The organism is Corynebacterium sp. HMSC11E11, from assembly GCF_001807025.1.
Lineage (GTDB): Bacteria > Actinomycetota > Actinomycetes > Mycobacteriales > Mycobacteriaceae > Corynebacterium > Corynebacterium freneyi.
On record NZ_KV787127.1, the window covers coordinates 15,713 to 33,891 of the forward strand.

Below are 18,179 nucleotides of genomic sequence, written 5' to 3' on the forward strand. Positions count from 1 at the left end.
CGGAAAGGTGGTTCAGCCTGTGTCGTTCTCTGACTTTAACTGGGAAGTGGCTGCCATTGTTGTCACGGCAATCCTGGGCTTCTATGCGCTGAGGTCGTCACTCTATATTCGTCGACGAGAATTCGAGGACATCTACGTCCAACGATACTGGGAGATCAACGACCGACTTCCCGTCGAAGTCCGGCTGAAGCTCATGGTGCAAGAGAGCCACCCGTTCGACGTTGCGGATGAAGGTACTCGGCGTGCGATCTGGGATTATCTCATGCTGTGTGAAGATGAGATTGACCTGCGTGCCCATGGACAAGTCACTGACGAAACGTGGAGTATCTGGTCGGATTCCATTACGGGGAGCATGAAGCGCTACCCCTATAAACAGATGTTTGAGTGGATCGAATCTGAGTTTGATGTCCTTGACGAAGGGCGAAAGTCTGCGGCCGATCGCCCTTTCGTGAATCTTCGAAGGATTCATCAGCGTGAGATCGACGAGGCAAATTTCGATCCCCTGAAGCGCAGTCGATTGAGGAACTACCTCGAAGGACGAAGGGAATCATTGTTCTTTTCGGAGTAGTGCCCGACGTCCCGCAGGGGGTTAGCGGATATCCGGTGACGGTCTGAAAAGGGATGGTCGATGCCCGCAACGATTGCGCGGCGATACTCATCCCGAGGGGGATGCGGGAGCCCACGGGCCTGAAAACACCTCGACCGCGCACGGTGTCGGATCCGTGCGCGGTCGTGGTGTCTTTGGGCCGATGATCGGCGCGGCTAGATCGAGCCGGACGAAGCGTCGGCCGACGAGGACGCGGGGACGTCGACTCCGTTGAACTGGCCGATGAGCCAATCCTTGGCGTCGACGAAGCCCACCGGCATCGGGCCGAGATGGCCGATCGAGAAGCGCGGCAGCACGGAGGGCAGCGGCATCGAACGGAACTCGACGTCGGCACCCAAGTCCGCCCACCGCTGCGCCAGGGCCTCGGCCTGATCATGCGGGATGGCGTCGTCGTTGACGTTGTTGACCACCAGCACCGGGGCGTTGGGCTTCAACGTGCCGATGAGCTGACGATCCACCAACGCCTTCAGCGTCGGGTTGGTGCGGATGTGCTCCTGAATGGATCGGCCATCCTGGGTCAACTCGCCCGTCGGGTTGGGGTGGGTGGTGCCCATCACGCCGAAGGAGACGACGCTGTCGACGATGCACTGGGTGCGGGTCTTCTCCACGACTTCCCGTCCCTTGTCGTTGGTGATGGCGTCGATCTCACCCCGGATCTCCGGGTGGGCCTCCAGCAGACCGTTGATGGTGTAGCCGAGAACGCCGACGATGATGTTGCGATCGACCGCGCCGGCGACGACCTCCAGATCCGCCGGGGGAGCACCGGCGTAGGTGCCCTTCACGTCGAGCTCCGGCGCGTAAGACTCCGCCAGCTCGGCCGCCGCCGCAGCGGCACCCCCGCCCTGGGAGTAACCCCAGAAACCGACGGGAGAGTGCTCCCCGGTCAGCGCCGGCACGACCCGCGCGGCATCGAGCATCGCGTGTCCCTGATCGACGCGGTTCATGTAGGTGTGAACCCCCGGGGTGCCCAGACCGATGTAGTCGGTCATCACCACGCGCACGCCGTCGCGAAGCAAAATGTTGGCGAACATCAGCTCGTAGTTGATGCCGATGGACGGCTGCTCCACATCCAGGCCGAGCATGCCCGTCGCCAGACGCGACGGCGCGCACTGGTCACCCTGGCCGATGGTTCCGGAGCCGATGACCACCGTCGGACGCGCGCCCTCACCCGTCCACTCCGCGATCGGATCCATGGCGAAACCGGTCACCGCGACGATCTCGTCACGGCTGTTGAGCGAGGTGTACATGAACCGCTCCGCCTTGCCCGGCCACGGCCCATCGACGTTCGGCAACGTGACATTGAGATCCATCGGCTCGGACCGGATCAACTGGCCCGGCGCGCCGGGAAGCTGCTCCGGCGGCATGTAAAACGCGTTGGCCCCCGTGAAGTCGGGGGACATGTCCAGGGAACCCAGCGACGGCGCGGGAACGTCCTGGGCCGTGGCATGGGGAGCCGCGAGAAGAGACGCGCACATCGCGGCGGCGGTCAACGAAGCGAAGGCGACGGAACGGGATGACTGGCCGAATCGACGACCGAAAGATCGACGGCGGCAAGACGAAGACGGCGAAGACAAGGAAAGCTCCTGGCGGAAATCTGCGATCGCCCGCGGGCACGTGCGGGCAACCGGGGGGTGCTGCGTGGGGAGAAAGGGGCGGACGAAGGCCATGCGTCCGGGTGCGGCGCCGGTTCCGTCCATATGATTAGCCCCGGTGAAAGGTTAAGCGATGGCAATAGTCTCCACCCGGAAGGGGTCTCATCGCTGGATTTTGACCAAAAATTACATATATGAGTGTCGCGTCACACTAAGGTGCCGCCAAGAGTTCGGCGACGAACGTTTCGTCGCACGACCGCACACGAACCACCATCGTCGAGGGGAACCGCACATGACCGACGTCGCCCGAATCATCCCGACCCTGCCGCGCCGGGCCTTCCTCGGAGCCACCGCCGCCACCACTGCGCTGGGAGCCGCCCTGGCCGCCGATTGGGGCGGGCTGGCCCCCGCCGCAGCCCAACCCGCCGGCGACGCGGCAACCCCCGGGGCGTCGTCAAGCATCCCCATGACCGTCGGCCGCGGCATGGCCGACATGACCGGCGAACCCCTCGGCGCCGGCATGAACGGCTACGCGGTGCTCAGCCAGCAAACCAGCGGCCTGCGCCAGCGCCAATTCGCCCGCGCCTTCGTCTTCGACGACGGCAACGGCGGCCGAGTCGCCCACGTCACCGCCGACATGGGCCTGATGTTCCAGTCCATCCAGATGGAAGTCCTCCGCCGCCTGCGCGCACGCTTCGGCGACGTCTACCACGAAGGCAACGTGCTCATTGGCGCGTCCCACACCCACGTCGCTCCCGGCGGCACCTCCGGCCACCTCATGGTCGACCTGACCACCCTCGGCTTCCGGCCCGTCACCTTCGAAGCCACCGTCGCCGGCATCGTGAAGGCCATCGAACGCGCCGACGCAGACATGGCCCCCAGCCACATCGCCCTGACCCGCGGCACCGTCGCCGACGCCGGCGTCAACCGGTCCAAGACGGCCTTCGACAACAACCCCGACGCCGACAAGGCCGCCTTCCCCGACGGAGTCGACCGCGATTCGGTCACGCTGCACGTGCTTCGCGACGGCAAGGCCATCGGCCTGATCAACTGGTACGGCATCCACCCCACGACCTTCGGCCCGGAACACACCATCGTCTCCGGCGACAACAAGGGATACGCCGCCTGGCTGGCCGAACACCGCGCCGGCGTCGACCACACCAATCCCGCGACGGCGCCGTACGTCGCGGCGTTCGCCATGTCCACCCCCGGCGACATCAGCCCCAACCACGGCCTGGTGCCCAACTCCGGGCCCGGCGACGGCAACGAATACGAGTCCGCCCGCATCCTCGGCCGCCGCCAGCTCGACGGCGTGGCGGGCCGCGCGGTCCCGCTGGCCGGCGGCGGAATCGACGCCCGCCACCAGTGGGTCGACATGCGCGACGTCAAGGTCGACGGCCGCTTCACCCCGGACGGCCAGCCCGGCACCACCGGACCCGCCATCCTCGGCGCGGCCTTCGCCGCCTCCTCGCAGGAAGACGGCGGCGGCGAACCCATGCTCGGCTTCAACGAAGGCGCCCGCGGCGGCACTCCCTGGGTGCGACAGGTCAACCAGGTCGTCGTGCCCGCCTCCGCGTCGGCCATCCACGGCGCCAAGGAAAACCTCCTGCCCGTCGGCTACATCTCCGGCCTGGTGCAGCAGACCCACGTCTTCCACCTGCACCGCATCGGAGGCATCACCATCGCCTCGCTCGCGTTCGAACCGACCACCGTGGCGGGCCTGCGCATGCGCCGCGCCATCGCCGAAGCGCTCGGCGTCGACATGGACACCGTCATCGTGCAGGGCTACACTTCCGGCTACGGCCACTACATCACCACGCCGGAGGAGTACGACCAGCAGGACTACGAGGGCGGCGCCACCATCTTCGGCCGCCTTACTCTGCCCGCCGCCACCCAGGTTTTCGACGGCCTCGCCTCGGCAATGGCCGCCGGCATCCCCGTCGACTCCGGCGCCGCCGAAGGCGACCTCACCGGCAAGATCCCGCCGTCGCCGGCCGGCAACCCCTTCGTCGACGCCGCCCCGGTCGGCAAGAACTTCGGCGACGTCCTGACCGGCCCAGACGGCCCGGTCGCCGTGGGCACCCACGTCGCCGTCGCCTTCGTCGGCGCCAACCCCAACTCCGACCTCCGCCACGAATCGGGCTTTCTGTCCGTGGAAAAGCTCGGCGGGGATAACGGCGAAGGAACCCGCATCGCCGACGACTCCCACGAAGCGACCGTCATCGAATTCGCCAACGAGGGAGCCTCGACGACCACCACCATCACCTGGGACACCAGCGACTTCGAGCCTGGGGAGTACGTCATCCGCTACCGGGGATCCTCCCGCGGTGCGGGCGGCGAGCTCACCGCCTTCGAGGGCGCCGCCGACGTCACCGTCGTCTAACCTTGGACGTCATCGTCGTCAAGCACTGATTGATCCGGTGTCCGCCGACGTCGACGCGTTGCTGCGGCCCACCGGCCGGAGTTTTACACTGGAACACCTCATCGACCGATGGAGGATTGCACATGACCGATGACAACGGCCGTCCCGGCGACGGCAACGACCCCTACGGCCAGGACCCGTACGGCCAGCAGGGCTACGGCCAGGACCCGTACGGCCAGCAGAGCTATGGCCAGGACCCGTACGGCCAGCAGAGCTATGGCCAGGACCCGTACGGCCAGGCTGGCTACCAGGGCTACCAGGGCTACCAGGGCTACCAGGGTTACCAGGCGCCGGGACAGGGCTACTGGCAGCAGGGTCAGCAGGGCCCCGGAGATCCGGGCGTCGGCGTCGGGCAGCCCGGCGGCGAGGCCCCGCCGACGTCGCCCGTGATGTCCGGCGAAGCCCCGTTCAACATCACGCAGCCGATTACGACGGCGTTCAAGCGCGTCAACGCGAACATCGGCACGTGGCTCGGATTCATGGCGGCGGCCGGCGGCGTGATCGCCGTGGTCATGTTCCTCTTCTTCGGCGTCATCTTCGGCGGCATGTGGTCGAGCCTGTCCAACTACAACCCGTCGGACCCGTACAGCAGCCCGACGGACGCCGGATTCGGAGCAGCCGTCGGCGCGATCCTGTTGATGTACCCGGTGCTGTTCGTGCTCATCTTCGCGTTCACGGTGTTCGCCTACCGCGGCGCGTTCGAGGAAATCGACGGTCGCAGGCCGTCGTTCGGCACGTTCTTCCGCGTCACCCGGTGGGGGTCGCTGGTCGGCGTGTGGTTCTTCACCAGCATCCTCGGCATCGTCGCCCAAATCCCGGGTGTCCTCATGATGTTCGCCGCCGGTGCCGTGGCCGAACGTTCCTCCGCCGCGGGCATCGTGGTGACGATTTTGGCGTACGTGCTGCTCATCGCCGGCTCCGTCGTGATGATGCCGATCTCCGTGATGATGCAGATGCTCGTCATGGACGGCCGCGCCAAGGTGCTGGAGGCCCCCGCCGTGGCGTGGAACCTGGTCAAGGCGCGGTTCTGGCCGGTCCTCGGCGCGCTGGTGCTGGCGAGCATCATCGGCGCGGTCGGCGTTTTCCTCTGCTACGTCGGTGCGTTGTACACCCTGCCGATTCAAATGGTCGCCTACGTCGAGATCTACCGCCAGGTCGTCGGCGGTCGACGCCCCGTGCCGATGCCGTAGTTCGCCGCGGCCCCGGCCCCGGCGTGCGCCTCGTTTTCGCACGCTTTCACGGACCCATCACCCCGAAGTTGCCCGCCGTTCATGGCGCGGCCGCTTCGGGGTCATGTGTTTCGGGGATGATCGTCGGGTCCCGCGGGCGTCGCGCTGCACCGGCCATCCCTAAACCACGGGGTCGGTCCGCCCCGTTCCTGAACCACGGGGTCCAAACTGCGGGGTCTCCTGTTTTTCGGCGCTAAACCACGGGGTCGCCATCGAACCCGTGGTTTAGACCCCGTGGTTTGGAAGACGGTGAGCTGACCCCGTGCTGTGTCGGCATTCGTGCCATTTCGGGCTTTGCGACGGTCGTCGTCACGCACGCCGGCCACGAAACACGGACAGCGCCCACGAAAAAACCGCCGCACCCGACCCGGGCGAAACCGGGGGAATGCGGCGGCCTTCTCGACGCCGTGAGGCTATCGCTGCCGTGAGGCGAGGAAACGCTTAGCGCGCGCCCTCGACCTGGACGGTCTGGGCGACGGCCTGGACCACCGCGGCGATCTTCACGGCCTCCCAAACCTGCTCCTTGGTCAGACCCTCCTCGCGGACGGTCTTGTCGTGGGCGACGGCGCAGTGCTCGCAGCCGTTGATCGTGGACACGGCCAGCGACCACAGCTCGAAGTCGGCCTTCTCCACGCCGGGCTTGGCGATGATGTTCATACGCAGGCCGAACTTCACCTGGGCGTAGTCGTCGCCGAGCCAGCCCTTGGCGCGGTAGGCGACGTTGTTCATCGCCATGACGGTGGCGGCGCCGAGCGCGGCCTCGAAGGCCTCGTCGGACAGGTGCTCCTTGGCCTCCTCGGAGATCTCCGAGAAGACGGTGTCATTGCGGGTCGCGGCCGCCGACGCCAGGAGGGTGCCCCACAGCTGCTGCTCGTTGAGCTCGGTGGAACGGGTCAGGGTGCCCAGGTTCAGCTTCTGATCCTTGGCGTACTCCGGCAGACCGGAGCGAAGGTTGTCAATGCTCATCTATTACTTCAGCTCCTGCTTCAGGACGTCCATCTTGTCGATGTTCTTGGTGGGGTCGTTCTTCTGCCAGTTGCAGGCGCAGACCTCCTCGGACTGCAGGGCGTCGAGGACGCGCAGGACCTCGTCGACGTTGCGGCCCACGGCGTCCGGGGTGACGGAGACGAACTGGATGATGCCGTCCGGGTCGATGATGAAGGTGGCGCGGTCGGCGACGCCGTCGGCGTTCTCGACGCCGAGCGCACGCATCAGGTCGTGGCGGATGTCGGAGAACATCGGGAACGGGATGTCGAGCAGTTCCTCGTGGGTGGCGCGCCAGTTGAAGTGGGAGAACTCGTTGTCGCCGGAGCCGCCGAGCACGATGGTGTCGCGGTCCTCGAACTCCTCGTTGAGCTTGCCGAACGCGGCGATCTCGGTCGGGCAGACGAAGGTGAAGTCCTTCGGGTAGAAGAAGACGATCTTCCACTTGCCCTCGTACGAGTCGTTGGTGACCTGCTCGAAGTAGTCGTCGGGCGAAGCGGCGTTGGCCTCGCGCAGGTTGCCGCCCTTCAGGGCGGTCAGGTTGAACTCGGGGAACTTGTCGCCAACGGTGAGCAGAGCCATGTGAATCCTCCTAGGGGATTGGCTTGAAGTCGGTGTTCGTACGGCGCAGACGGCGCGGTGACGATTTTCCCGCTCGGCCACCCGCCGGGGGATGGTGTATCCGCCCTGGTGGTGGTGCCGGCGGGGATCGTCCCATCCGGTGCATCGCCCATTATGCCTATGAAACCTCGGACTGTCAAGAGGTAATTTGAAATAGTCTCGTGTACGCTCATAGGCATGCGTAATCGCGAATACCGCCCCACCCTCCCGCAGCTTCGCGCTTTCGTCGCGATCGCTGACACCGGCCACTTCGGTCAGGCCGCCCAGCGAATCGGCATTTCCCAGCCCTCCCTGTCCCAGGCCCTGTCCACGCTCGAAGGTGGTCTGGGCGTCCAGCTCGTGGAGCGTTCCACGCGCCGTCTGCTGGTCACGCCGTTGGGTCGCAGCATTTTGCCGTATGCCCGCCAGGTGTCGGAGATCGTCGACGACATCGTGGCCCGTGCGTCGGGTCGCGCCGATGAGCTCGCGGGTCCGTTGGCCATTGGTTTCATTCCGACGGTCGCGCCCTACATCCTGCCGAATTTTCTGGTCAACGTCCGCGAGGAGTTGCCGGAGCTGGAGCCGCGCATCGTGGAGGAGCCCACGGCGCACCTCATCGAGGCGTTGCGTTCGGGTGCCATCGACGCGGCGGTGCTGGCGTTGCCGTCGGGGGTGTCGTCGTTCGAGGAGACTCCGCTGTACGAGGAGGAGTTCCATCTCGTGCTTCCGGAGGGCCATGACCTGGCCGGCCACGATGATGTGCCGTTGGATGCGCTGACGGATTTGAATCTGTTGTTGCTTGACGACGGCCACTGCCTGCGTGACCAGGTGCTGGATCTGTGTCGTCGGGTGGATGCCCATCGCGACGACAGCCTGGGGTTGGAGACGCGCGCTGCGTCGTTGTCGACCGTCGTGCAGTGCGTCGCCGGCGGGCTGGGCGAAACCCTGGTGCCCGAGTCGGCGCTGAAGGTGGAGGCGCAGCGCCCCGGTCTGGCCACCGCGCGTTTCGAGGGACCGACGCGCCCCGGCCGCACCATCGGACTGGTCCACCGGGCGTCGTCGGTGCGCGGCGACGAGTTCATCCGCATCGGTGAGCTGGTCAAGGCTGCCTACGACCGGGCCGTGTCGGAGAACTGAGACAGCGGCGAAGAACTAGCGGCGAAGAACGGAGGCCCGCGGAGAACTGATCCGCACCCGCCGGGTCAGCCCGCCTTGACCTCCAACGACCGCAGGCGGACCTCGCCGGCGGCGTCGGATTCGGCCAGATCGACGTCTGCGACGATGCGCCAACCGCGGTCGCCTTCGGGGTCGAGGATGGTCTGCTCGACGCGCCACACGCCGCCGTCGGGGGCTTCGCCGGTCGCACGGGAGTCGTCGACGCGGAAAAGCTCCGGGCCGCGGGCGGACGGTCCCAGGTCGACGTCGTCGTATTCGTCGAAGTAGTCGTCCATGAGAGTCGGCCAGTCCGGCGCGTCGTCGAGGTAGGAGTCGAGCTCCTCCAGTTCGCGTTCCTTCTCCAGGGCGAAAAGCTGGACGTGGCGGAACATGAGGTTGCGCACCATGCGGGTGAAGGCGCGGGTGTTGCCGGTCAGCGGACGGGATTCGTCGCCGCCGAACGCCGCCTCGCGAAGAGTCTCCTCGTCGACCGGTTTGTCGGGGTCGGCCATCTGCGCCCACTCGTCGACCAGCGAAGAGTCGACCTGCTGGATGAGTTCGCCGAGCCATTCAATGACATCGGCGAGCTCGTCGTTGGCGGCCTCCCGGGGCAGGGTGTGCCGGAGGGTGCGCCACGCATCGGTGAGGTAGCGCAACAGCACGCCTTCGGCGCGGGCGATGCCGTATTCGGAGACGACGTCGGAGAAGGTCATGCCCTTTTCCACCATCTCGCGGACGACGGACTTCGGCGACAGTTCGAACTCGCGCACCCACGGGTGGCCCTTGGCGTAGGTCTGGTACGCCTGCTCCAGCTCCTCGTCGAGGGGCTTGGGCCAGGTGATGTCCTCGACGATGTTCATCCGCTCGGTGTAGTCGACGCCCTCGGCCTTCAACGCCGCGATCTCCTCGCCGCGCGCGGCCTTCTGCTGCGCGGCAAGCAGCGGTCGGGGATCGTCGAGGATGGATTCGAACACGGAGATGACGTCGAGCGAGTAGTCCTCGGCCTCCGGGTCGAGCAGTTCGAGTGCGGCCAGGGCGAAGGGGGCCAGCGGCTGGTTGAGAGCGAAGTCGCGCTGCAGTTCCACGGTCAACCGCGGCCGGATGTCGTCGTCGCCGCCGGGCCCGGTGGTCTCCTCGACGATGCCGGCGGCGACCAGGCCCCGGTAGAGCTCGATGGCCGTGAGGATCGCCTGGTTCTGCTGGTGGCGGGTGTCATGGTTGCCGCGCAGCAGGTCTCGCATGTTGGCGTAGGTGTCGCCGCCGCGGGCGATGACGTTGAGCAGCATGCCGTTGCTCACCCGGAACCGGCTGGTCAGGGCCTCCGGCGGCTGCTCGACGAGCTTGTCGAACGTCTTCTCCGACCACGTCACCTCACCCTTGGGGGCGGCCTTGAGGCGGAGCTTCTTCATCTTCGCCTCGTCCTGTCCGGCGCGGCGGCGCAGCTTGAAGTTCTCGATCTCGTGGTCCGGGGCCTGCACGACGACGGTGCCCTCGGTGTCGTAGCCCGCCCGTCCGGCGCGGCCGGCGATCTGGTGGAACTCGCGGGATTTCAGGATGCGCTGGCGCGTGCCGTCGTACTTGACCAGGCCGGTCATCAGCACCGTGCGGATGGGCACGTTGATGCCCACGCCGAGGGTGTCGGTGCCGCAGATGACTTTGAGCAGCCCGGTCTGCGACAGCCGTTCGACCAGACGCCGGTACTTCGGCAGCATGCCTGCGTGGTGGACGCCGATTCCCCGGCGCACCAGTTTCGACAGCACGCGGCCGAAGGACGTCGTGAAGCGGAAGTCGCCGATCTCCTGGCGGATGCGTTCCTTCTCCTCCGCGTTGAGCAGCGTCAGGCCGGTGAGCGCCTGCGCCCGTTCGATGGCCTCGCGCTGCGAGAAATGCACGACGTAGATCGGCGCCTTGCCGTCGGCCAGCAGCTCGTCGAGGGTGTCGTGGACCGGGGTGTAAACGTAATGGAAGTCCAGCGGCACCGGGCGGGTGGTGCCGGTGACCAGCTCGACGTCGCGGCCGGTGCGTTCCTTCAGGTCGCGGCGGAACATGGACACGTCGCCGAGCGTGGCGGACATGAGCAGAAACTGCGCGCGGTGGAGAAGCAGCAGCGGCACCTGCCACGCCCAGCCGCGGTCGGGCTCGGCGTAGAAGTGGAACTCGTCCATGACCACCTGATCGATGCGCGCCTCCGGGCCCTCGCGCAGCGCGATGTTGGCGACGATTTCCGCGGTGGCGCAAATGATCGGGGCGCCGCCGTTGACGGTGGCGTCGCCGGTCATCATGCCGACGTTCTCCGCGCCGAACACCTCGCACAAGGCGAAGAACTTCTCGCTGACCAGCGCCTTGATCGGCGCGGTATAGAAGCTGCGCTGCCCGCGCGCCAGGGCGACGAAATGCGCGGCGATGGCCACCATCGACTTTCCCGAGCCCGTCGGCGTGGCCAGGATGACGTGGTCTCCTCCGGCCAGGGCCAGCGTCGCCTCCTCCTGCGCGGGGTAGAGCGTGATGCCCGTCTGCCTGGTCCAGGCGATGAAGGAGTCGACGATCGCGTCGTCGATCAGCGATTCGGGGACGTCGGCGAGGTCGGGGAGCATGGCGGAGAGGGACACGCCGTCCACACTATCCAATTGCCCGGATGGACAGGCCCGCCGTGGTTACATGTTCATATGCAAACTGGAAACGGATTCAGGCGCACGGTGGCGGCGCTGGTGGCGGCGGGAATGTTCACGGCGACGGCGGGGGCGGTGCTTCCCGGCACGGCTTCGGCAGGCGATGGCGGGGCTGATGCGGCCTCGCTTTACGACGAAGACCTCCCCATCGTCGAAGCGGCCCCCGGGACCGTGCTGTCGTCTCGACCCGCCCCGTCGCCGTCGGGAAGCATCGGCGGCGGAAGCTCGGCCAACGGCTCGGGCGGAGGGGAATCGGTGGAGTACACGGCGCGGATCTTCAGGTTCGCCACCCGCGACGGCGCCGGCCGCGGTCGCGAGGTCGGGGGAGTCGTCGCCGTGCCGGACGTGCCGTGGGAGCACGAGGGGCCGCGGCCGACGGTCGTCGTCGCACCGGGCACCGTCGGGCAGGCCGACAAGTGCGCGCCGTCGGCGACGTTCGGCGAAGAGGGCGGCGGACAGATCGACCAGGTCGAACCGCTGCTGGAGCAGGGTTTCCGCGTCGTGGTCACCGATTACATCGGGTTGGGTGCGCCGGGCGTGCACACCTACGTCAACCGCGTCGACCAGGGGCAGACGGTCCTCGACGCCGCCCGCGCTGGCCTTGCCATCGACGGCCTGCCCGCCGACTCGCCGATCGCGTTCTGGGGTTACTCGCAGGGCGGCGGCGCCACCGCATCGGCCGCCGAGCTGGCGCAGACCTACGCGCCGGAACTCAACGTCGTGGTCACCTTCGCCGGTGCCCCGACGGCCGACCTGTCGCAGGTGCTCACCCGCATCGACGGCAACCTGATCATGGGGGCCATCGGCTACGCGGTCAACGGGTTCCTCGCCGCCGAGCCGCACCTGCGCCCGCTCATGGACGACATCGCGTCGCCCTACGGCAAGCGGATCCTGTCGGAGCTGTCGGAGGACTGCATCGACGATTCCGTGGCGCGCGTCGGCCTGCACCGCACGAACTCGTGGACGGTCGACGGCCGCTCGCTGTCGGATCACTTCGCCGAGCACCCGGAAATCGTCGACGTCCTGGACGGCAACCGAATCGGCCGCCTGAAGCCGAATGCCCCGGTGCTGGTGCTCAACGGCCGCAACGACGACGTCATCCCGTTCGGGCAGGCCGAGCAGCTGGCCCGCGACTGGTGCGCCCAGGGCGCTGAGGTCACGTTCGTGCCCGCCGAGATTCCCCGCCTCGCACCGGGTCTGGGCATCGGCCACGCCGCGCCCATGATGACCGGCTCGGAGCTGGCCACCCATTACCTGGCGGCGGCGTTCGGCATCGCGCTGAAGGAAGCCTCCGTCAACGGTTCCTCCTCCGACATCGAGCTGCCGGGCGCCTGCCAGTTCTAGCCGGCAGCCGGTAACAGTCGGCCAATGTCGACGGCCGCCCCGAACCATCAGGTGATGGTCGGGGCGGCCGGCGATTCTAGAAGCGGAACCAGGGGCGGCGCGGTCGTCGGCCACCCGGGTTGTCGGGACCGTCGGAGTCATCGGAGTCGTCGGGGCCATTGGAGGCGTCGGAGTCGCTCGAGTCATCGGACTGCTCCGAATCGTGTGCGTCGCCCGAATCTGCGCCATCGAATCCGCGCACTTCGTCTTCCACGGCGTCATCGACCGAATCGGCGGGGGAGTCGGAGGCCTGCTCGTCGTCACGCGAAGGCTCGCCGATCTGCGACGCCAGGAACCGCTCGAACTCGGCGCCCAACTCATCGGCCGACGGCATGGTCCCGTCCTCCCGGACCAGCGGGTTCGACTCCAGCGTCGCGCGGCGGCGCTCCTCCTCGTCGTGCTGGCGCTCGAGCATGTGGACGATCCCGGCGACCTCCTCCGACTCCTGGGCCTGCGTGGCCAGCAGTTCGGCGACCTTGTCCGCCTCGCGTTCCAGGGCGGTCAGCGGAAAGTCCAGGTCACCGGCGTCGGCGACGGCCTCGAGCAGGCGCAACGCCGCCAACGGGTAGTCCGACGCCGCGACGTAATGCGGCACCTGGGCGGTGAAACCGCAGGTCTTGCGGCCGCGGCGGGTCAGCTCCAACTCGATGCGCAGGCTCGCCGCACCGGGCACCGTGACCCGCTGGCCCCACGTGCGGTGGCCGGACAGCAACTCGGGATCGTTGCCATGGGCGATGACGGTCAGCGGCCGCGTGTGCGGCACGGTCATCGGCGCCGAGTACAAGGACACGGTGCGCTGCACGTCGAAACGCTCCGCCAAGTCGGCGACCGCCTCGGAAAACGCGTCCCACCGCAGATCCGGCTCCGGGCCCGACAACAGCAGGAACGGCTTGCCCGCATTGTCGCGCACCACCTGCAGCGTCAGGTCCAAGTCGGCGCTTTCGGCGACCTCATCGCCCACCATGGTCACCGCCGGGCGGCGCGAACGGTAATCCACCAGTTCGTCGTTGTTGAAGTTCACCAGCGGCCGGTGGTCGAGCGCATCGGTGAGGTGACCTGCCGAACCCGCCACCGCCAGCCCCGCGTCGGCGTAACCCTGCAGGGCGATGACCATGGTCAGACCACCGTTTTTGGGCCCCACTTCCGGGGCGGGGAACTGCATTTCGTACATCTCGTGTCCCTCGTCCATGGTGTGCGCCTCCTTACTCACCGGTTCGGGTGAAACATCGTGCCACTGTCGGCAACTGAACCGTGCAACCACCGTTGCCCCGCAAATATTCCACAGGTCGGGTTTTCTCCACATTAGGCGGTTGCCGGACTGCTTTACGACGAGCCCCTCAGCGGCGCGTCACGCATCCTGCGGCCATGACCACACGAGGCCAAGACGCCGACCGGAATGCCCGCCCGCCGTACCCGATGGGGCCGACCATGAACCCCGCCGATGCCGTCGACATGCTGACCAACCTGCCCGGACTGCTGGGCTACCACCCGAGGGAATGCCTCGTGCTCGTCTTCGGCGACCGGTTCCTGTGCGAACCGGGGCCGGTGCTGGTGCGCGGCATCGACGGCGCGGACGTCGACGCCGTGCGGCTGGCGGCCGGCGAAATGGCCGCCGAAGGCCACGAGCGCGCCGACGTCTACGTGATTTCCGAAGCGTGGCCCGGCGGCGGTGACGGTGACTGCGGCGGTACGGATGACGGCCACGGCCTTCGTCGTCGGTGCGACGGAATCGTGGCGGCGCTGGAGGACTTCGACATCGACGTCGTGCAGTTCGCGGGAGTCGACGCCGTGTACGCCGGTGCGTCGGTGACCGATGCCGACGGGTACCTGCTCGGCGTCCTCGGCGACCCGGCGGCGTCCTGGGCCTCCGACAGGCTGCATTCGAGCGGGGAGGCCATCGCGGCGAACGTGGAATCGTTGCGGGAGCGGTTTCGCCCCGAACCCGCGGGTCTGCGGATCGCGGCGGGGGAGGCGCTGCGCCGCGCCGACGACGACGTCCGGGGGCTTCGGCGCGCCGGCGGTGGGTCCGGGGCGGAGGCGATGGAGCCGGTGCGCGAGCACCACCTCGAATGGTTGTCCCTCGTCGGCGCGGTCGACCGGGGCGACATCAGCGTCGACGATGCGCTGACCGAACCGATGCACCTGCGCACCCTGGCCCGGCCGTTGGTCAGCTTGTTGCTGCGCGACCTGACCATGTGCGAGATCCTCGGCGACGCCGAAGACACCGTCCGGGCGCTGTGGCTCGGCTGCGCCCGCATCTTCCGGGGAACGGCGCGGGCCAACGCCCTGGCCTGCTACGCCATCGACCGCCACGTCCACGGCAACGCCACCATCGCCCGGGCCGCACTCGACGCGGCGCTGCTCACCGACCCCGGGCATTCGCTGTCCCAGCTGCTCCTGGTCGCCATGACCTCGGGGCGGGGCGAGGAAGCCCTTCGGTCGATGCTGGAGGCCACCACCGCCATCCTCGGTGAGGTGCATCCGGAAGACGGCGAGTACTGGTCCGACGAAAAACTGTCGATCAGCGGCGGGCGGAATGCGCGCGGTCGCCGAGGGACTCGGTGAACTTCCACGCGTCGGAGACGATGGTCTTCAGATCCGTCAACTTCGGATCCCACCCCAACTCGGAAATGGCGCGGGCGGACGAGGCGATGAGGGTCGCCGGGTCTCCGCCGCGGCGCGGGGCATCCTCCGCCGGGATCGGGTGGCCGGTTACCTCGCGGCAGGTGTCGATGACCTGGCGGACCGAGTACCCGTCGCCGGAGCCGAGGTTGAAGATGCGGTGCGTGCCCGCCTCATTCGAGCCCAACGCCAGCAGGTGGGCGTCGGCGAGGTCCTTGACGTGGATGTAGTCGCGCACCGCAGTGCCGTCGGCCGTCGGCCAGTCGTTGCCGAAGACCATGATCTTGTCGCGGTGACCCAACGCCACCTGCAGCACCAGGGGGATGAGGTGCGTTTCCACGACGCGGTTTTCGCCGTGACCGTTCCACGCGCCGGCGACGTTGAAGTACCGCAGGCTCGTCGCCCCCAGCCCGTAGGCCCGGGCGTAGGAGGTGATGGCGTAGTCGATGGACAGCTTGGTCGCACCGTACGCGTTGGTCGGGGCGGTGGGCATGTCCTCGGTGATCGGCACCTGCGTCGGCTCGCCGTAGGTCGCGGCGGTGGAGGAGAACACCAGGTTGTTCGTGTTCGTGTCGCGCATCGCGTCGAGCAACGTCAGCGTGGTGCCGACGTTGCCGTGCCAGTACTCCGCCGGCACCTCCACGGATTCTCCGACCAGGGAACGCGCCGCGAAATGCAGCACCCCGTCGAATGCGCCGTCGGAAAGCACGTCGCCGATGACGTCGGCGACGTTGGCCTCGATGAACTCGGCGCCTTCGGGCACGCCGTCGCGATTGCCCGTCGACAGATCGTCGAGGACGGTCACCTCGTGGCCCTCGGACAGCAGGACGGCGGCGGTCACGCCCCCGACGTAGCCGGCACCACCCGTCACCAGGAGTTTCACTTGTCGTGCACCACCATCACCGCGTGGGAGAGCGTATCCGGGATGTCCAGCGAATGATCGCCACGCGCCAACGTCACACGCCCCGGATGGAGCTCGACCTCGGCTTCGGCGCCCGGCATGATGCCGGCGGTGTGAAGTCGCTTCATGTAGGTCGGCTCGACCTGAAGAATCTCGTTGATCTGCAGCACCGTCACGTGGTGCGGGCCGCCCTCGGGCAGCTCGGACAGGCGGACGGCGTCGGCCGGCAGGTCGGCCGCGGCAGTCGAGTCCAGTTCCTCCAGCCCCGGGATGGGGTTGCCGAACGGCGACACCGTGTGTTCGTCGAGGACGTCGAGCAGCTTGCGCTCGACCTCGTCGCTCATCACGTGCTCCCACCGGCAGGCCTCGTCGTGGACCTTGTCCCACTCCAGCCCGATGACGTCGGTGAGCAGGCGCTCCGCCAGCCGGTGCTTGCGCATAACCGCCGTCGCGCGGGCGCGGCCCTCCTCAGACAACTTCAAGCTGCGGTCCGGGGCGACCGACAGCAGGCCGTCGCGTTCCATGCGGGCCACCGTCTGGCTCACCGTCGGGCCGGACTGCTCCAGCCGCTCGGCGATTCGGGCACGCAGGGGGATGATGCCCTCTTCTTCGAGCTCGAAGACGGTGCGCAAATACATCTCCGTGGTGTCTACCAGGTCCTTCACTGCTGTCCTCCGGGGGCTCAAAACGTCTGCCCGCGCGCGTGCGCGGCGGCGCGCCGCGCCATCGACGTGGCGACGGGCGGCGCGAGTACTTCAACAATAACCGCAACCGGGGTTCGTTTGTTCCCGACAAAGCGGCGCGCCCCGTCACCGAGCGGATGCGGTGACGGGGCGGCGGATGTTCCCGCGGGGATCCCGGCGACCGGGAACTCCGGGGAGTCGGGGCTACTTGGCGTAGGCGCGCAGCTTGTCGGCGCGCTCGCCCTCGCGCAGCTTGGCCATGACCTCCCGCTCGATCTGGCGGACGCGCTCGCGGGACAGGCCGAAGTGGCGGCCGATCTGATCGAGGGTGCGGGGCAGACCGTCATCGAGGCCGTAGCGCAGCTTGATGACTTCCTGCTCGCGGATCTCCAGCGTCGACAGCACGCGGCGGACGTCATGGTGGCGCAGCGACGCGACGACGGCCTCCTCGGCGTCGGTGGCCTCCGAGTCCTCGATGAAGTCGCCCAGCGGCGCTTCTTCGTCGGTGCCCACCGGCATGTCCAGGCTCACCGGGTCGCGGGACTGGCGCAGCAGCATCTCGATCTTGGCCTCGGGGATGCCCGACTCCTCGGCCAGCTCCTCGTTGGTGGCCTCACGGCCCAGCTGCTGGTACAGCTCGCGCTTGATGCGGGAGATCTTGTTGACCTGCTCGACCAGGTGGACGGGCAGGCGGATGGTGCGCGACTGGTCGGCCATGCCGCGGGTGATGGCCTGGCGGATCCACCAGGTCGCGTACGTGGAGAACTTGAAGCCCTTGGTGTAGTCGAACTTCTCCATCGCGCGGATGAGGCCCAGGTTGCCTTCCTGGATGAGGTCCAGCAGCGGCATGCCGCGGCCGGTGTAGCGCTTGGCCAGCGACACCACCAGGCGCAGGTTCGCTTCCAGCAGGTGAGCGCGGGCGGCCTTGCCGTCCTTGGCGATGATCTTCGCGTCGCGCTTCTTGGCGCGGGTCATCTTCGCGCCGGTCTTCAGCAGGTGTTCGGCGTAAACGCCGGCTTCAATGCGCTTGGAGAGTTCGACCTCTTCCTCCGCACTGAGCAAGGCCGTCTTGCCGATTCCGTTGAGGTACACGCGAACCAGATCCGCGGAAGGGTTGTTGTTGTTCCCGCTGCGGCGCCCGGCATCTCGCTCCCGGGTTTCGCGTTCGTCAGTTCGGACATCGGCACTAGTCATGTGATCCGGCCTTTCCTTGGGAAGTCGACGATCTCAACCGGTTCAACGGCCCGGCGCCTCGGTTTGTTCCCGCCGCGGCATATCGGTGACGAGTCGAATGGGGGATTTCGGGTCGACCTTTGTGTTTCTTCGGCAAAA

Annotated in this window: 14 protein-coding genes; 6 read left to right on the plus strand and 8 right to left on the minus strand. The window is 67.5% G+C overall.

Going from position 1 to position 18,179, the window contains the following annotated elements:
- The first annotated feature begins 19 nt into the window (after positions 1–19).
- The gene (locus HMPREF3121_RS03545) at positions 20–568 is read left to right on the plus strand and encodes a hypothetical protein (RefSeq protein WP_070519925.1); all 549 of its coding nucleotides are present in this window, start codon (positions 20–22) and stop codon (positions 566–568) included.
- A gap of 194 nt (positions 569–762) precedes the next feature.
- On the opposite strand, the gene HMPREF3121_RS03550 is transcribed toward HMPREF3121_RS03545, so the two are convergent.
- Positions 763–2,097 carry a lipase family protein gene (locus tag HMPREF3121_RS03550; protein ID WP_168161362.1) on the minus strand — a complete coding sequence of 445 codons (1,335 nt, stop codon included), beginning with the start codon at positions 2,095–2,097 and terminating at the stop codon, positions 763–765.
- A 394-nt stretch (positions 2,098–2,491) separates the two neighbouring features.
- Between HMPREF3121_RS03550 and HMPREF3121_RS03555 the strand changes: the two genes are divergently transcribed.
- Both HMPREF3121_RS03555 and HMPREF3121_RS03560 read left to right on the plus strand, forming a co-directional pair.
- Complete coding sequence (locus HMPREF3121_RS03555) at positions 2,492–4,582, plus strand: neutral/alkaline non-lysosomal ceramidase N-terminal domain-containing protein (protein ID WP_083291240.1); 2,091 nt, start codon at positions 2,492–2,494, stop codon at positions 4,580–4,582.
- A gap of 122 nt (positions 4,583–4,704) precedes the next feature.
- Positions 4,705–5,811 carry an MFS transporter gene (locus HMPREF3121_RS03560; protein ID WP_070519927.1) on the plus strand — a complete coding sequence of 369 codons (1,107 nt, stop codon included), beginning with the start codon at positions 4,705–4,707 and terminating at the stop codon, positions 5,809–5,811.
- Positions 5,812–6,291: 480 nt separating this feature from the next.
- Here HMPREF3121_RS03560 and HMPREF3121_RS03565 read toward each other — a convergent pair whose 3' ends face one another.
- Positions 6,292–6,816 carry an alkylhydroperoxidase, AhpD family gene (locus tag HMPREF3121_RS03565; protein ID WP_070519929.1) on the minus strand — a complete coding sequence of 175 codons (525 nt, stop codon included), beginning with the start codon at positions 6,814–6,816 and terminating at the stop codon, positions 6,292–6,294.
- 3 nt (positions 6,817–6,819) lie between these two features.
- Positions 6,820–7,416: a peroxiredoxin gene (locus HMPREF3121_RS03570; RefSeq protein WP_070519930.1), complete on the minus strand. Its 597-nt coding sequence runs from the start codon at positions 7,414–7,416 to the stop codon at positions 6,820–6,822.
- A gap of 216 nt (positions 7,417–7,632) precedes the next feature.
- Here HMPREF3121_RS03570 and HMPREF3121_RS03575 point away from each other — a divergent pair, with 216 nt between their 5' ends.
- Positions 7,633–8,571 (plus strand): hydrogen peroxide-inducible genes activator, encoded by a 939-nt coding sequence (locus HMPREF3121_RS03575; protein ID WP_070519933.1) that lies wholly within the window; start codon positions 7,633–7,635, stop codon positions 8,569–8,571.
- A 65-nt stretch (positions 8,572–8,636) separates the two neighbouring features.
- Here the strand turns inward: HMPREF3121_RS03575 and HMPREF3121_RS03580 are convergent, their stop codons facing one another.
- Positions 8,637–11,183, minus strand: a complete 2,547-nt coding sequence (locus HMPREF3121_RS03580) for a DEAD/DEAH box helicase (protein WP_070519987.1) — start codon at positions 11,181–11,183, stop codon at positions 8,637–8,639.
- Positions 11,184–11,255: 72 nt separating this feature from the next.
- On the opposite strand from HMPREF3121_RS03580, the gene HMPREF3121_RS03585 reads away from it, so the two are divergent.
- A complete protein-coding gene (locus HMPREF3121_RS03585) occupies positions 11,256–12,602 on the plus strand; it encodes a lipase family protein (RefSeq protein WP_246816054.1) in 1,347 nt (448 codons plus the stop codon).
- Between the two features lie 76 nt (positions 12,603–12,678).
- On the opposite strand, the gene HMPREF3121_RS03590 is transcribed toward HMPREF3121_RS03585, so the two are convergent.
- Positions 12,679–13,830, minus strand: coding sequence for a PAC2 family protein (locus tag HMPREF3121_RS03590; RefSeq protein WP_070519937.1), 1,152 nt, complete (start codon positions 13,828–13,830; stop codon positions 12,679–12,681).
- A gap of 176 nt (positions 13,831–14,006) precedes the next feature.
- On the opposite strand from HMPREF3121_RS03590, the gene HMPREF3121_RS03595 reads away from it, so the two are divergent.
- A complete protein-coding gene (locus HMPREF3121_RS03595; protein ID WP_083291241.1) occupies positions 14,007–15,206 on the plus strand; it encodes a DUF4192 domain-containing protein in 1,200 nt (399 codons plus the stop codon).
- On the opposite strand, the gene galE is transcribed toward HMPREF3121_RS03595, so the two are convergent.
- From galE to HMPREF3121_RS03610, 3 genes are all read right to left on the minus strand, one after another.
- Entirely contained in the window at positions 15,163–16,146 is a 984-nt protein-coding gene (gene galE / locus HMPREF3121_RS03600; protein WP_070519940.1) for a UDP-glucose 4-epimerase GalE, read from the minus strand. The two genes, HMPREF3121_RS03595 and galE, sit on opposite strands and share 44 nt — an antisense overlap.
- Positions 16,143–16,829, minus strand: a complete 687-nt coding sequence (locus tag HMPREF3121_RS03605) for an iron-dependent transcriptional repressor DtxR (protein ID WP_070519942.1) — start codon at positions 16,827–16,829, stop codon at positions 16,143–16,145. The genes galE and HMPREF3121_RS03605 overlap by 4 nt, the downstream gene beginning before the upstream one ends.
- Before the next feature lie 222 nt (positions 16,830–17,051).
- Positions 17,052–18,041: a sigma-70 family RNA polymerase sigma factor gene (locus HMPREF3121_RS03610; protein WP_070519944.1), complete on the minus strand. Its 990-nt coding sequence runs from the start codon at positions 18,039–18,041 to the stop codon at positions 17,052–17,054.
- Positions 18,042–18,179 lie beyond the last annotated feature (138 nt).